The following is a 13,663-nucleotide window of genomic DNA, read 5'->3' as shown; positions in this document are numbered from 1 at the left end:
CTAATCGAGTCAGTCGTCGTCGCTCAAAATAGCCCACGCAACGACGGCAACAACCGACACTGCTGCGGCCGCTGCACCAACAATCCACGGGATTGGGTTGCTCTCGTAGGAGCTGCGCACACGGGTTGCTACTTCGTCGACACGCTTGCCGACGTTGAACTTATCTTCGATGGCGTCGAGGGTGCGCTCAAGTTCAGCGCGGGCCTGCTCAATGTTATCGCTTGCTTTGTCAGACATTATGACCTCCGCTTTCGGGTGCCTTTGATGGCACGAACATCGCTCTTAATACTTTCGATCGTTTCGGTGGGTGCCGGTGGGGTGCCCTTTTTGACGAGAGAAACACCAATCAGCACGAGAATTGCCACGATGACCAGCAGGACGCCGGCGACAACCAAGGCGGCCGCCCACGCAGGCATGACCTCAGCAAAGCCGAGGACGGCTGCCGCGATGAGCACCATGAGCGCGAAGAGTGCAAAGAATGCGGCTCCCGCGAACAGGACAATGCCAATTCCGGCGTTCTTGAGCTTGCCAACTATTTCGTTCTTGAGCGACTCGATCTCTCCGCGAACGAGCTCGCCAAGGAGGCGAGGTACATCGGCGATGAGGGCCGCTAGCGAACGTTTCGGTTCGCGCTGCTGGTCTGTTTTCGGTGATTCACCGTACATGGCAGCCCTACTTCGAGTTTGTGGACTTCGTCGAAGATGCCGTTGACGAAGATTTCTTGGCGGCAGGCTTCTTTGCGGCAGGCTTAGTGGCAGCACTGCTGGTGGTTGTCGACTTGGCCGACGAAGTCTTGCTGTTGCTCTTGCTGCTCGCGACCTGCTTGACGACCTTCTTGGCACCGTCTGCGAGGAACTCCGCAACATCCGGGGCCTTGTCTTTCACAAAGTCTTCAGCATTGTGGCGCTGCTCCGCAATGCGGGGATCGTTCCACAGCTTGTTCGCCGTGGCCTTGATCTTTTCGTACTTTTCGCGGCCAGCGCGGGTGCCCAGCACGTAGCCGATGCCGAGTCCTACTACTAGGAGGATCTTGCCCTTCATGGTGAACTCCATTTCGTTGCCGGTTAGTTCTTCCAACATACTCGCGATAGCTGCAGGCCGTAATCAGGATTTGCTGCTAACGCAAGTAGCCATTCTGCGGCATATTCTCAGATTGGCATAGGGATGCACCCAGAACTCACACAGACTTTCCAGTTGAGCTGCGGCAAGTTTCGCGAGCAGTCAGCGTCTGTCGGTGCGGGGTCAGTGCGGAATCGGACTACTGCGGGGCGGATGCCGCGGCGGCAGCCTTCGCGGCGGCGGGCAGTGCTTCCACGATCTTCGAGACCACGCCATCGTCGTGGGCTGCCGAAACAAACCACGCCTCAAACACACTCGGAGGCAATGACACCCCCGACTCCAACATCGAGTGGAAGAAGGGCGCGTAGCGGTAGCCCTGCTGAGCTTTCACAGCCGCGAAGTTGAGTGGAGCATCCGCAGTGAACGCGAACGAGAACAGGTTGCCCGCGTGCTGCACAACATGCTCAACACCCTCGGCGGAGAGCGCGGCAGACGTTTCGGTCGAGAGGGTGTCGGCAACCTGGTTGAGCCGCGAATACACGGCGTCGTCTGCGAGCCGAAGCGTAGCGAGGCCAGCGGCGACGGCGACGGGGTTTCCGCTCAGGGTGCCTGCTTGGTAGACGGGGCCGAGAGGAGCCAGCAACTCCATGATGCGAGCCGACCCGCCCAGAGCGGCCAACGGCATCCCTCCACCGATGACTTTGCCAAAGGTGAAGAGGTCGGGAACCCAGCGGGCATCAGGGGCGTCGGGGTTTGCTGCGGCGGCGGCGCGAGCATCCAAGCCCCAGTAGCCGGCGGGGTCAACGCGGAAGCCCGTGAGAACTTCGTCGCTGATGGCGAGAGCGCCGTGTTCGTGGGCGATGCGCACGATGGTTTCGTTGAAGCCGGGCTGCGGGGCAAGAACGCCCATATTCGCGGCGGCGGCCTCAAAGATGATGCCAGCGATGTCGTGACCGTGTTCGGCAAAGACCTGCTCGAGGGCGGCAACGTTGTTGTATTCGATGACGAGCGTTTGGGCCGCGGTCTCGGCGGTGACTCCGGCTGAGCCGGGCATCGAGAGCGTGGCGAGACCAGAACCGGCTTCAGCCAGAAGCCCGTCGGAGTGACCGTGGTAGTGCCCGGCGAACTTCACGAGCAGGCGCCGACCGGTGGCACCGCGAGCCAAACGGATGGCCGTCATGGTCGCTTCGGTGCCGGTGGAAACGAGGCGCAAGCGTTCGATCGGGCTCACTCCCCCGACGCTGATGCGGGCGCGCACGAGCTCGGCGAGCTCGGTCTCGGCGGGAGTGGATGCTCCAAAGCCGAGCCCGCGCGACGCAGCCTGCTGAACGGCGTCGATCACTTCGGGATGAGCGTGGCCGAGGATGGCAGGGCCCCAGGAGTTGACGAGGTCGATGTAGGAGTGGCCCTCAACATCCGTCACGTACGAGCCGGACGCCTTCACATAGAAGCGAGGTGTTCCGCCGACCGAGCCGAAAGCGCGCACGGGAGAGTTGACTCCGCCGGGCAGCACGCCGCGAGCGCGGTCGAACGACTCCTGGTTGGTGGTCGGAGCGCCAGGCGCGGGGGATGTGGTCGGATTGCCAGTCGTGGACGTGCTCGTGCTCATCGGCGTAGCCATTCTGCAAGTTCTGTTGCGTAGTAGGTGAGCACCGCTTCGGCGCCGGCCCTCTGGATGCTGAGTACTGATTCTTCGATCGCGCGGCGGCGGTCGATCCAGCCGTGGGCTGCGGCCGCCTCGATCATCGAGTATTCGCCGGAGACTTGGTACGCCCACACGGGCACGCTGCTGACGGCGCTGGCGTCAGCGAGCACGTCAAGGAAGCTCATAGCCGGTTTGACCATCACAATGTCGGCACCCTCGTCGATGTCGAGTTCCACTTCGCGGATGCCTTCACGGCGGTTGGCTGGATTCTGTTGGTAGGCACGACGGTCACCCTCGAGCGAGGACTGCACGGCTTCACGGAACGGCCCGTAGAACGCTGAGGCGTACTTGGCGGCGTAACCGAGCAAGGGGGTGTCGGTGTGGCCGGCGTCGTCGAGCGCGTCGCGCACGGCAGCAACCTGACCATCCATCATTCCGCTGAGCCCCAGTAGTTGCGAACCGGCTTCGGCCTGAGCAACCCCCATCTCGCGGTAGCGCTCAAGTGAGGCATCATTATCGACGATGAGCTCGGTCACGCCCGTCGCGAGGTTGGTGCGCTTGCGCAGTACTCCGCAGTGACCGTGGTCGGTGAATTCGTCCAAGCAGAGATCGGTTTGCACCACGAGGGCGTCACCGGCTTCAGCGACAGCCGCGCGCGTGGCGACGTTGAGGATTCCGTGCGGGTCGATTGCTCCTGAACCCTCGGCATCCTTCTTCTCGGGAACGCCGAACAGCATGACGCCACCGATCCCCAGTTCGGCGGCTTCGGCAATGGCGCGACGCATCGAGTCGAGCGAGTGCTGCTGCACGCCGGGCATCGAGCTAATCGGCACCGGCTCGCTCAACCCTTCGCGCACAAACATCGGCAGAATGAGTTGGCTGGGGTGCGTGCGATTTTCGGCGACCAGTCGACGCATCGCCGGGCTTGACCGCAAACGGCGGGGGCGGATGATCACGCTCGTGCTCCCGTGAGATCCCCAGCGCCCTGTGCCAGCAGTTCGTCGGCGACTCGCTGTGCAACCTCGCGCGCTGGGTCTTCGACATCGTTGACGTACAGCGCGTGCGAGCTGGTGAGGTAGCGGGAGCCATCGAGGGCGTAGACCCGCGCATCCAGAAACAGGAGGCCATCGTCGATGACGGCGTGGGCTCCGAGGGGAGCCGAGCATCCGGCGTCGAGGAAAGCGAGAACGTAGCGTTCGGCGTTGGTCTTGGTGCGGCTCGGTTTGTGGTCGAGCACGGCGGCAAGTTTCTCTTCGCCGGTGCGGGTTTCGATGGCTAGGGCGCCCTGCCCGGGTGCGGTTGGCCAGCCTGCGATGCCTAGGTATTCGGTGATGGCGGCGGCGCGGCCAGCACGATCAAGTCCAGCGGCGGCAAGGATCACGGCATCGAGGTGCCCGTCGGTGACTTTGGCTAGGCGGGAATCGATGTTGCCTCGCAGGTCGACAACGTCAAGGTCAGGGAACCGCGAACGCAGCTGTGCTTGGCGGCGCGGCGAACCGGTTCCGACCCGAGCGCCAGCAGGAAGCGTCTCCAGGGTGAGCTCGTCGCGGGCACACAGCACGTCACGTTCGTCGGCGCGTTTCGGCACCGCGGCGATCGTGAGGCCGGGAACGTCAGTCGTCGGCAAGTCTTTCAACGAGTGGACAACGACGTCACACTCGCCAGCGAGGAGTGCGTCACGAAGAGCGTTCGCGAATACCCCTTGACCGCCAATCGTCGAGAGTGACTCCGTCGAGCGGTCACCCTGAGTCGAGATCGGGATGATTTCCGTCTCGACGCCGGTCTTGCTTTCGAGCGCGCGTGCCACCGTGGTGGTTTGAGCCATCGCGAGGGTGCTCCCCCGCGTTCCAATGCGAATAACGGTCACGGTGCTACCCCCGCGGCTGCCGGTTTGAAGCCGAGCCGCACATTCTCACAGCACCCGGGACGACAGACGTCATACCAAGGGCCGAGTGTGGTCAGTGCGGGGCGATCTGCCGCCGGCACTCCATCGCGACGTTCCAACACGAGGTCAACAAGACCCGTGACGAACGCCGGATGCACGCCAGGCGTCGGAACGCGGACGGCAAACATATTGTGGCCTCCCGCAGTTTCTAGCGCCTCCGTATCGAGATCCCACTTCACTTCCATGTGGTCGGAAATGAAGCCGACCGGCACAATAACGACCGCTTCACTACCACCGGCGGCGAGCGCATCAATCGCATCGTTGATGTCTGGCTCCAGCCACGGCATCGAGGGCGGGCCACTGCGCGACTGGTACACGAGACTGTGCGCTGGCTGCGGTGTGTCTGGCGAATCGGCCGCCTGCGCCGCCATGACAACTTCGGAGACAGCGAGGTGCTGCGCGGCATACGCGCCACCCTCGCCGAAGCCACGTGACTCTGGACCGCTCTTGGCGGCATCCGTCGACGGAATCGAGTGCGTGGCAAAGAGTACGTGCGTTTTGTCGGGCGCAATGCCCTGAGCGGCGACCTTCGCGAGACCATCACGAACACCATCAATGAATGGCTGCACAAAGCCGGGGTGGTCGAAGAACTGGCGAACCTTGTCAATTTGGATCGTGCCGAGCAGGCCGGTCTGTTCGAGGGCGATTGCGTAGTCTTCGCGGTACTGACGGCAGCTCGAATACGAGCTGTAGGCGCTCGTGCCGACGGCGATGAGCTTCTTATACCCGCGCTCATTGGCTTCAGTGAGGGCATCACTGAGATAGGGATTCCAGTTGCGGTTTCCCCACAGCACCGGCAGGTCAATTCCGCGGCGAGCGAGCTCAGCCTCAAGGGCCGCCTTCAGCTCACGGTTCTGGTCGTTGATAGGGCTCACTCCGCCAAACGCGCGGTAGTGGTGAGCAACCTCTTCGAGCCGTTCCTCGGGAATACCTCGTCCGCGCGTCACATTCCGCAGGAACGGGATGACATCGTCTTGACCCTCAGGCCCGCCAAAGCTCGCGAGGAGAATAGCGTCGTAGGCAACCGCTTCTTCGACGTGTTCAGGGCCGGATGCTGCGGCATCCGTTGCAGCAAGGATGCGGGTCATGCCAACACCTCCGCAATTTGCTCAAGCGCGATGCGGCGGCCCGTGTAGAACGGCACCTCTTCACGCACGTGCATGCGGGCATCCGTTTGACGCAAGTGACGCATGAGGTCGACCAAGTCAACGAGTTCTGGAGCTTCGAGCGCGAGCATCCACTCGTAGTCGCCGAGTGCAAAGCTCGCGACGGTGTTGGCGAGAACCTGAGGCATCTCGGAACCCTTGATGCCGTGGTCGCGCAACATCTTGCTGCGTTCGGCTTCGGGCAACAGGTACCACTCGTAACTGCGCACGAACGGGTACACGGTGAGCCACGCCTCTGGCTCCTTGCCCCGCATAAATGCCGGCATGTGACTCTTCGAGAACTCAGCGTCGCGGTGCACGCCCATCGCGTTCCACGTGGGAAGCAGGGTCGAGAGCTGCTCGCTGCGGCGCAACTCACGCAGAGCCCACTGAATGTTCTCCGGGTTGTTACCGTGCAGCCAAATCATGATGTCGGCGTCAGCCCGCATGCCAGACACATCATAGAAACCGCGAACGGTGACACCGCGCGCTTCAACAGCGGCAACGGCAGCAGCAAGGCCCCCGGTAGGAGCAGCACGGTGTGGGTCGCGACGGAACACCGCCCACAGGGTGTAGCCCAAAACTTCGGTGGCATTGTCGACGTCAGTCATGTCTTCCATTCTCTCCCGTGCCTTCTGGGCAAACTGGGAAAATACCTGTGTATTAGGCGAACCTAACTAGCTTATCTCTTCGGTTGCATCGTCAATCGCGGCATCCGCATCCGCGGCCAGTAGTCGGTCAACCGTGGCGTTGGCGTGCGACACAATGCCAGCCAACCCGGTTCCGCCGACGGTCTCGCCGACGACGACCACGCCATCCGTTCGCTCAGCTGCCGCGAGCGCGGTCGGCCGAATCCACTGTTGGCGAGCGAAATCAAGTACCGACTCTGGCGGCAACGAGACGCCCAGAAGAACTTCGGCATCCCGGCGCGCAGTTTCGGCCAGATCGTTTGGTTCCTCGTTGTACGAAAGCCGCACAATGTGACGAGCCTCGGCGTATTCCTTCAGCCACTCCCACTTTGAGGTTGAGTGCGTGAGGGCGCGGGCCGAAACGCTGGTGCAGCCGGGGGCGACGAGCACTCCAGAGCCTCGCGGTTCGGCATCCAACTCTGGCGCGTCGAGCACGAGAGTGGCGAGAGTCACGGTGCGACCACGAACGGGAGCGAGGATGCCCGGAGCAGCAACAATGACGATGCCATCGAGGCCGGCGAGTTCATCAATATTCTCGATCCGACGCTCGAACTCGACGATCACGCCATAGGTGGTGAGGTCGGCGGCAAGTTCGGTGACGAGACGATTGATGCCACCACGGATGCCCTGAACCGCTGTTCCGGCTGGCATTGCGTCACGCATCGAACGCACCGCTGCCGCGAGCGAACCGTGCAGGGCGAGGCGTTCCTTGAGGGTTGCAACTCGCTCGAGCGGAAGGTCGTCGGGGTGTAGAGAGTAGACACCGTGCACGACGGGGGCGACCAGTTTTTCGACGACGGCGTTGCCCATACGGCGACGCACAAGCGCCCCAAGAGATATGGCTGTGCGTTTGCCAAACCACGGAATCAGCGAATCAAGTTGAGCTCGCAGCGCGCCACCGAGCCCGAGCACAGCAATGGTTTGTGCGTCGAGCGGAGTCGCCGGGATTCCCAAGATGCCTGTGCTCGGCAATGGCAGGGCGTTGCCAGCCACCGGCTGCAGCCACGCGCCCTCGTCGCTGGGTGAAACTATCTCGTCGCCGAGCCCGAGTTCGCGGGCGAGATCGGCAACAGTGTTGCCGCGGGTCGCGAAGCTCTCGGCGCCAGCATCCAGGTTGATGCCACCAACGCGGTGGGATGCCACGGTGCCGCCCAGATGATCGCTTGCCTCAATGAGGCGCACGGTTCGGCCAGCCATCGCGAGCCGTCGCGCCGTGACAAGCCCAGCGATGCCGCCGCCGACGACGGTAAATTCTGTCGTGCTCACGGCACTAGCCTTCCTGGTGAACGAGCTCCACAATTCTGGTGAGCACATCCGGGTCGGTGTCGGGGCCGACGCCGTGGCCGAGGTTCACGACGTGGGCTGGAGCAACGCGGCCACGGTTCATGACGTCGCGCACGTGCGCTTCGAGCACATGCCATGGTGCACCGAGCAGTGCTGGGTCGATGTTGCCCTGAAGAGGAACGCCACCACCGAGGCGACGATCAGCCTCGTCGAGTGGGATGCGCCAGTCGACACCCATGACGTCGGCACCAATGCCGTGCATGGCCTGCAGCACTTCGCCGCTGCCGACACCGAAGTGAACCTTGGGAACCTCGTAGCCGCGCAAGTGCGAGAAAACACGCTTGGAGTGGGGAGCGACCCGGCGCACATACTGCTGCTCTGAGAGCGAACCAACCCAGGAGTCGAAGAGCTGAACGGCAGATGCCCCGGCTTCAACCTGGGCGATCAAGAACTCGCCAGCGACATCCGCACACCAGTTGAGCAGATTTGCCCACGTTTGCGGGTCGGAATACATGAGAGTGCGGGCACGCTGCTGGTCTTTGCTCGGGCCACCCTCAACCATGTACGAGGCGAGAGTGAATGGTGCTCCAGCGAAACCAATGAGCGGAGTGTTTCCCAGCTGGGCAACGGTTTGTGCGACAGCTTCGCGGATCGGCGCAAACGCTGCCGGGTCGATGGGGTTCAGCTTGGCGACATCCGCCGCCGTGCGAATCGGGTTAGCGAAAACGGGGCCACGGCCGGGAACGATCTCGACCTCAACACCGGCAAGCTTGGCCGGGATAACAATGTCGCTGAAGAAAATGGCGGCGTCGACATTGTGGCGACGCACCGGCTGCATGGTGATCTCGCTGGCGAGATCAGGTGTCAGGCACGCCTCGAGCATTTCATTGCCTTCGCGCAGTTTGCGGTACTCCGGCAGTGAACGACCGGCCTGGCGCATAAACCACACGGGGGTCGTTTCGGGGCGATCACCCCGATAGGCCCGGATGATAGGCGAGTTAGCTGTACGGCCGTCGAGAAGTGGGTGGTCAGAATTCATGGTCACAGGGTTAACATTAGGTTGTGCTCCTGTGTCTTAGCTCGAATCATCGCAACGCGAGCTTAGACGTACTCGAAAGTCTGTCTGAGGTTGCCCCGGCGGCCACCACCGACCTCGTTTCGCACAACGATTTCGTTGCCGGAGCCGTCGTCGTTGCCACCTGCAACCGCTTCGAGGCGTACCTCGATGTCGAAGAACCTCTCACCGCTGGTTCGGCAATCACGGTCTGCTCCCTGCTCGACTCGCTGAGCGAACGCACCGGCCTGAGCGTCGATACCTTGCGAGCATCCATCGCCGTTCATGAGGGTGCGGATGCCGCAGCTCACCTCTTTGCTGTGACCTCAGGTCTTGAGTCTGTCGTGATCGGTGAAGCCGAGATTTCGGGGCAGGTTAGCCGCGCTCTCGATCAGGCTCGAGCGGACGGCACAACAACTCGCGACCTCGAGCGCCTCTTTCAGCGCGCCACCCACACGAGCCGCGGCATTAAGAACAACACTGCCATTGGTGGTTCGGGGAAGTCTCTCGTGCGTCTCGCCCTTGAGTTGGCCTCGAGCCGCGTGGCCGACTGGTCGACTACGCGGGTGCTCGTGGTTGGCACTGGCCGTTACGCCGTCACGACCGTGAATGCTCTGCGAGACAAGGGTGCCCTCGACCTCCGCGTTTTCTCGCCGTCTGGCCGCGATGCCGCTTTCGCCCTCAAGCACGGTCTCACTCAGAGCGAAGACTTCGACGTTGATGTCATTGTCACGTGCACCGTGAGCGCTGTGCTCGGCACCAATCGGTTCTCGGCGGCCAGCAAGTGTCTCGTGCTTGACCTCGGGCTCCCCCGCAACGTTGACCCCGCCGTTGGCCAGCTCGACGGTGTTGATCTGCTCGATCTCGAAACCATTAGCCTCCATGCACCGCTCGAAGAACTTAATGCTCACGCGGATGCCCGTGATCTGGTTCGCACGGCCGCCCACGAATTCGCTGCCGAAAGCCAGGCGGAGCCAGCGATCGTTGCTCTCCGTAAGCATCACTTCGCTCTCCTTGAGGCCGAAATTGCTCGCGCTAAAGCGCGTGGCGCCGGCGAAGAGACCATTTCGGCACTGCGTCACCTCGGTGGCGTGCTGCTGCATGGCCCTTCCGTTCGCGCCCGTGAGTTTGCGGCCGACGGACGCATCGCCGAATTCGACGCGGCGCTCACTGCTCTCTACAACGTGCCAGTCGAGCGCTCTCCTAGTGCGGCTGACATCGCCCGACCGAATACCGCCTAAGCAGCTAGCTCCTCCCACACAAGCAGAGGGTCGCCAATGAAACCGTTTGAGTTCAGCACCCCGATTCGCACTGAGCGACTCGTCCTTCGCTCGCTCACGCTCAGCGATAACGATGTGGATGACATCCACGCCCAGCAATCGAACGCCGAGCTGACGACATACATGCTTTACGAGCCTCGCGACCGTGCGGCCGTCATCGAGAAGATCACCGAGTGGACCGCGAGTGAGAATCTTGCCGAGAGCGGCGACTACCTGCAGTTAGCGATCGAGCTGGCGGATGCCGTACCTCCTACTGCGACTGCGACAACTTCCGAGCCTGGCGCCGCTGCGAGCGCGTCCGGTACTCGCTCTTCTGAGAGCGCGTCCGATACTCGGCGGTCGGTCATCATCGGCACCCTCTATTTCAAGATCGAGAGCGCTGAGGATTCGAATGCTGAGATTGGGTGGGCGCTGCACCCCAACTTTCAGGGGAAGGGTTATGCCCGTGAAGCGGCATTCGTTCTGCTTGATCTCGCGTTCGATGAACTCAAGCTTCATCGGGTGTTTGCCAACCTCGATCCCCGCAATGATGACTCAGTACGGTTGTGCCTCACGCTCGGGATGCGGCACGAAGCTCATCATGTTGAGGACATGTGGTTCAAGGGAGCGTGGGCCGATACCGGAATCTACGCAATTCTCGATCGCGAGTGGGCTGGCCGCCAGCGTTAGTGCACGTACTCCAGCAGGTCGTAACCAAAGATGCGCATGGCTTCAATTGCACGCAGGCGGGCTTGCAGGCTGCTGTCGTTGAATTGGATGGATGCCGCATAGGCGACGGCACGCTTGTTGCCTCTGAGGGCGCCGGCTTCCGCTCGCACTCCACGATCGATGCCGGTTTTGTTGACCAGCAGGGTGCTGTGATCGGCTCCCCGGTGAGCGAGGGGGTCGAGCCCGAAGGCGCTGGCGACGAGTGATAGGTCGGTGTTGAGCGAGAGCCACCCAAGCACACGTTGGCTGGCAATGGAGTTGATGATTTCGCCGCGGGCGAGTGCGCCAAAGAGCCAGCTGAGTTCGAGGGTGGAGCCGACGGAAACTTGGGGTGCATCGTCGGGTCCGCGATTGTCACGTACGAGGTCGAGGAGGGCCGTTTTAGTGAGGCCGAGGGATTCTGTGCGCGCACGCACGGCATCCAGGCCAATGAGGCGCAACAGGATGTTGGTGGCGAGGTTGTCGCTGGTTGCGCCAACAAGAGCGGCAAGGTCAGCGACGGGAAGCGAGGGTGCTTGGAGGTGTTGCCAGAGGCCGGCGGCTCCTACCGACGATCCGGGAACTTTGTCGAGGATGCCGTATGGCGCGAATTCACGCTGGTCGAATCGTGCCGAGACTTCGATAAGCAGCAGGATTTTGCCGATACTCGCGGTGGGCAGTTCAACTCTGTCGTCAATGCTGAGCACGGTCTTGCCGGTGTTAATGTCGACGGCGCTGGCCGACACTCGCACTCCGGAGTCTCCGAGCTTGAGTTTTCCGAGCGCGGCAAAGGTACTCGTGAAGTTGGGTTCTTCACGAGTTCCGGCATGCTTCGGCACGCGGGGTGCGCGAATGCGTTGACGGCGTTCTCGGGTTTGCTCAATCTCTACCAAATAGTGACGCGATCTTTCGGGGATAGCCACAGCGAATCGGATTCAGTAACACCAAATGTCTCATAGAACGCATCGATGTTGCGAACAATTTGATTGCAGCGGAATTCGTTGGGCGAGTGGGGATCAATCGCGAGCAGGCGAATCACTTCCTCATCGCGGCCCTTTTGCTGCCACGCTTGCGCCCACGACATGAAGAACCGTTGCGCACCAGTGAGGCCGTCAATGACGGGAGCTTCGGCTCCGTCGAGAGAGATCTGGTAGGCCTTCCACGCAATCGCGAGCCCTCCAAGGTCACCAATGTTTTCGCCGATAGTGAGCGAACCGTTGACGTGATGTTCGGGAACTTGCGCGGGGGCAAGCGCGTTGTACTGGTCAATGAGCGACTTGGTGCGCTCTTCGAAGGCGGCCTTATCTTCTGGGGTCCACCAGTCGATGAGGCGACCGTCGCCGTCGTACTTCGCACCCTGGTCGTCGAAGCCGTGACCAATTTCGTGCCCGATGACGGCACCGATCGCGGCATAGTTAGCGGCGTCATCCCGGCCCTCGTCAAAGAAGGGGTACTGCAGGATGGCGGCGGGGAACACGATCTCGTTGAAGCCGGGGTTGTAATAGGCGTTGATGGTTTGCGGCGTCATGAACCATTCGTCGCGGTCGAGCGGCTTACCGATCTTGCCGAGTTCACGCTGGAACTCGAACTCATTAGCTGCACGCATGTTTCCCGCAAGGTCGTCGACACTGATTTCGAGAGTCGAGTAGTCGCGCCACTTCTCGGGGAAACCGATCTTGGGGGTGAACTTGTCGAGCTTGTTGAGGGCACGCTCACGGGTGGCGACGCTCATCCATTCAAGTTCGGTGATCGACTGACGGTAGGCCTCAACGAGGTTGGCTACGAGCACATCCATTGCCGACTTTGCGGTGGGAGGAAAGTGACGCTCAACATAAATCTTGCCGACAGCCTCGCCGAGCACGCCCTCTACGAGGGAAACACCCCGCTTCCAGCGCGCACGAAGCTGGGGCGTACCCGAAAGGGTGCGGCCATAGAAGTCGAAGTTCGCTTCCACAAAGTCGCCAGAAAGGTAAGCGGAATTGGTGCGGATGACTTGCCAAGCCAACCAGTCACGCCAGGCCTGCAGGTGGTCGTCGTTCAGTACCGAATCGAGTCCTTCGACGAAGCTCGGCTGGCGCACAACAACCTCATCGAGGGCGTGTTCGGGAACATCGATGGCGTCGAGCCAGACGTTGAGGTCAACGGCGCCGGTGAGGTCGTTGGCTGCCTGCCACGTCATCGGGTTGTAGGTTTTCTCGCTGTCGCGGTTGGCGACGTTATCCCAGTGCTTCGACGCGATCTCGGTTTCGAGGGCGACGATACGGGCGGCACGCTCGGCAGGCGCGTCGAGGCCGGCGAGCGTGAGCATCCGCTCAATGAAGGTCTCGTACTTGGTGAGAATTTCGGCAAACTTCTCTTCGCGATAGTACGACTCGTCTGGCAGGCCAAGACCGCCCTGTTCGATGAAGACGAGGTAACGCTCGGGGTTGCCAGGATCGTTGTCGACGAAGAGCTGGAAGAATCCGCTCGTGCCGCCACGTTCTAGGCGACCTAGCGTGCTGAGGAGAGTGGGGATGGAGTCAACGGCTGCCGCTTCAGCAAGCTGCGGGGCAATGGGGGTTGCTCCCAATTCGTCGGCGCGGGCCTCATCAAGAAAACTCGCGTAGAGGTCGCCAACCTTGCGCGCTTCAGTGCCGGGTTCAGCCGACTGCGACTCGATAATGATGTCGCGAACGGCCTCTTCTGCTTCTTCAGCAAGCACCATAAAGGAGCCATAGCGCGCCTTGTCTGAGGGAATTTCGGTGCGGTCAATCCACGCACCGTTCACGTGCCGATAGAGGTCGTCTTGAGGACGCACCTTGTCATCGAGATCGTTGACGGCAATTCCGGAAGGTAACGACGATTCGGCACTCATGCACCCCAGCCTAAGGCTTTC

At 61.7% G+C, this 13,663-nt stretch carries 14 protein-coding genes; 2 read left to right on the top strand and 12 right to left on the bottom strand.

Annotation, left to right across the window (positions count from 1 at the left end):
* Positions 1–9 precede the first annotated feature (9 nt).
* The 10 genes from ACOH1Z_RS08010 to hemE form a co-directional block, all read right to left on the bottom strand.
* Positions 10–237 carry a DUF3618 domain-containing protein gene (locus ACOH1Z_RS08010; RefSeq protein WP_449647913.1) on the bottom strand — a complete coding sequence of 76 codons (228 nt, stop codon included), beginning with the start codon at positions 235–237 and terminating at the stop codon, positions 10–12.
* On the bottom strand, positions 237–665 hold the full coding sequence (locus tag ACOH1Z_RS08005; RefSeq protein ID WP_449647912.1) for a phage holin family protein: 429 nt from the start codon (positions 663–665) through the stop codon (positions 237–239). Before ACOH1Z_RS08005 ends, ACOH1Z_RS08010 begins: the two co-directional genes overlap by 1 nt.
* A gap of 7 nt (positions 666–672) precedes the next feature.
* Positions 673–1,041 carry a YtxH domain-containing protein gene (locus ACOH1Z_RS08000; RefSeq protein ID WP_449647911.1) on the bottom strand — a complete coding sequence of 123 codons (369 nt, stop codon included), beginning with the start codon at positions 1,039–1,041 and terminating at the stop codon, positions 673–675.
* A gap of 217 nt (positions 1,042–1,258) precedes the next feature.
* Positions 1,259–2,668, bottom strand: coding sequence for a glutamate-1-semialdehyde 2,1-aminomutase (gene hemL, locus ACOH1Z_RS07995; protein ID WP_449647910.1), 1,410 nt, complete (start codon positions 2,666–2,668; stop codon positions 1,259–1,261).
* Complete coding sequence (gene hemB, locus ACOH1Z_RS07990) at positions 2,665–3,660, bottom strand: porphobilinogen synthase (RefSeq protein WP_449647909.1); 996 nt, start codon at positions 3,658–3,660, stop codon at positions 2,665–2,667. The genes hemL and hemB overlap by 4 nt, the downstream gene beginning before the upstream one ends.
* The gene (gene hemC / locus ACOH1Z_RS07985) at positions 3,657–4,571 is read right to left on the bottom strand and encodes a hydroxymethylbilane synthase (protein ID WP_449647908.1); all 915 of its coding nucleotides are present in this window, start codon (positions 4,569–4,571) and stop codon (positions 3,657–3,659) included. Before hemC ends, hemB begins: the two co-directional genes overlap by 4 nt.
* On the bottom strand, positions 4,568–5,737 hold the full coding sequence (locus ACOH1Z_RS07980) for a ferrochelatase (protein ID WP_449647907.1): 1,170 nt from the start codon (positions 5,735–5,737) through the stop codon (positions 4,568–4,570). The genes hemC and ACOH1Z_RS07980 overlap by 4 nt, the downstream gene beginning before the upstream one ends.
* Complete coding sequence (gene hemQ, locus ACOH1Z_RS07975) at positions 5,734–6,414, bottom strand: hydrogen peroxide-dependent heme synthase (protein ID WP_449647906.1); 681 nt, start codon at positions 6,412–6,414, stop codon at positions 5,734–5,736. The genes ACOH1Z_RS07980 and hemQ overlap by 4 nt, the downstream gene beginning before the upstream one ends.
* A gap of 57 nt (positions 6,415–6,471) precedes the next feature.
* The gene (locus ACOH1Z_RS07970) at positions 6,472–7,749 is read right to left on the bottom strand and encodes a protoporphyrinogen/coproporphyrinogen oxidase (RefSeq protein ID WP_449647905.1); all 1,278 of its coding nucleotides are present in this window, start codon (positions 7,747–7,749) and stop codon (positions 6,472–6,474) included.
* 4 nt (positions 7,750–7,753) lie between these two features.
* Positions 7,754–8,806 carry a uroporphyrinogen decarboxylase gene (hemE, locus tag ACOH1Z_RS07965; protein WP_449647904.1) on the bottom strand — a complete coding sequence of 351 codons (1,053 nt, stop codon included), beginning with the start codon at positions 8,804–8,806 and terminating at the stop codon, positions 7,754–7,756.
* Between the two features lie 23 nt (positions 8,807–8,829).
* Between hemE and ACOH1Z_RS07960 the strand changes: the two genes are divergently transcribed.
* Both ACOH1Z_RS07960 and ACOH1Z_RS07955 read left to right on the top strand, forming a co-directional pair.
* Positions 8,830–10,062, top strand: coding sequence for a glutamyl-tRNA reductase (locus ACOH1Z_RS07960; RefSeq protein ID WP_449647903.1), 1,233 nt, complete (start codon positions 8,830–8,832; stop codon positions 10,060–10,062).
* A gap of 36 nt (positions 10,063–10,098) precedes the next feature.
* A complete protein-coding gene (locus tag ACOH1Z_RS07955; RefSeq protein ID WP_449647902.1) occupies positions 10,099–10,770 on the top strand; it encodes a GNAT family N-acetyltransferase in 672 nt (223 codons plus the stop codon).
* Here the strand turns inward: ACOH1Z_RS07955 and ACOH1Z_RS07950 are convergent.
* On the bottom strand, positions 10,767–11,681 hold the full coding sequence (locus ACOH1Z_RS07950) for a serine hydrolase (protein ID WP_449648213.1): 915 nt from the start codon (positions 11,679–11,681) through the stop codon (positions 10,767–10,769). The genes ACOH1Z_RS07955 and ACOH1Z_RS07950 overlap by 4 nt on opposite strands.
* Positions 11,675–13,642 (bottom strand): M13 family metallopeptidase, encoded by a 1,968-nt coding sequence (locus tag ACOH1Z_RS07945; protein WP_449647901.1) that lies wholly within the window; start codon positions 13,640–13,642, stop codon positions 11,675–11,677. Before ACOH1Z_RS07945 ends, ACOH1Z_RS07950 begins: the two co-directional genes overlap by 7 nt.
* Positions 13,643–13,663 lie beyond the last annotated feature (21 nt).

The organism is Rhodoglobus sp. (genome assembly GCF_053580035.1).
Note: the sequence above shows the minus strand (reverse complement) of the source record. Positions and strands in the feature narration are given on the sequence as shown.

Coding starts and splice junctions, on each gene's coding strand:
- ACOH1Z_RS08010 (WP_449647913.1), bottom strand. CDS start 237: ATGTCTGACAAAGCAAGCGATAACATTGAGCAGGCCCGCGCTGAACTT.
- ACOH1Z_RS08005 (WP_449647912.1), bottom strand. CDS start 665: ATGTACGGTGAATCACCGAAAACAGACCAGCAGCGCGAACCGAAACGT.
- ACOH1Z_RS08000 (WP_449647911.1), bottom strand. CDS start 1,041: ATGAAGGGCAAGATCCTCCTAGTAGTAGGACTCGGCATCGGCTACGTG.
- hemL (WP_449647910.1), bottom strand. CDS start 2,668: ATGAGCACGAGCACGTCCACGACTGGCAATCCGACCACATCCCCCGCG.
- ACOH1Z_RS07980 (WP_449647907.1), bottom strand. CDS start 5,737: ATGACCCGCATCCTTGCTGCAACGGATGCCGCAGCATCCGGCCCTGAA.
- hemQ (WP_449647906.1), bottom strand. CDS start 6,414: ATGGAAGACATGACTGACGTCGACAATGCCACCGAAGTTTTGGGCTAC.
- hemE (WP_449647904.1), bottom strand. CDS start 8,806: ATGAATTCTGACCACCCACTTCTCGACGGCCGTACAGCTAACTCGCCT.
- ACOH1Z_RS07955 (WP_449647902.1), top strand. CDS start 10,099: ATGAAACCGTTTGAGTTCAGCACCCCGATTCGCACTGAGCGACTCGTC.
- ACOH1Z_RS07945 (WP_449647901.1), bottom strand. CDS start 13,642: ATGAGTGCCGAATCGTCGTTACCTTCCGGAATTGCCGTCAACGATCTC.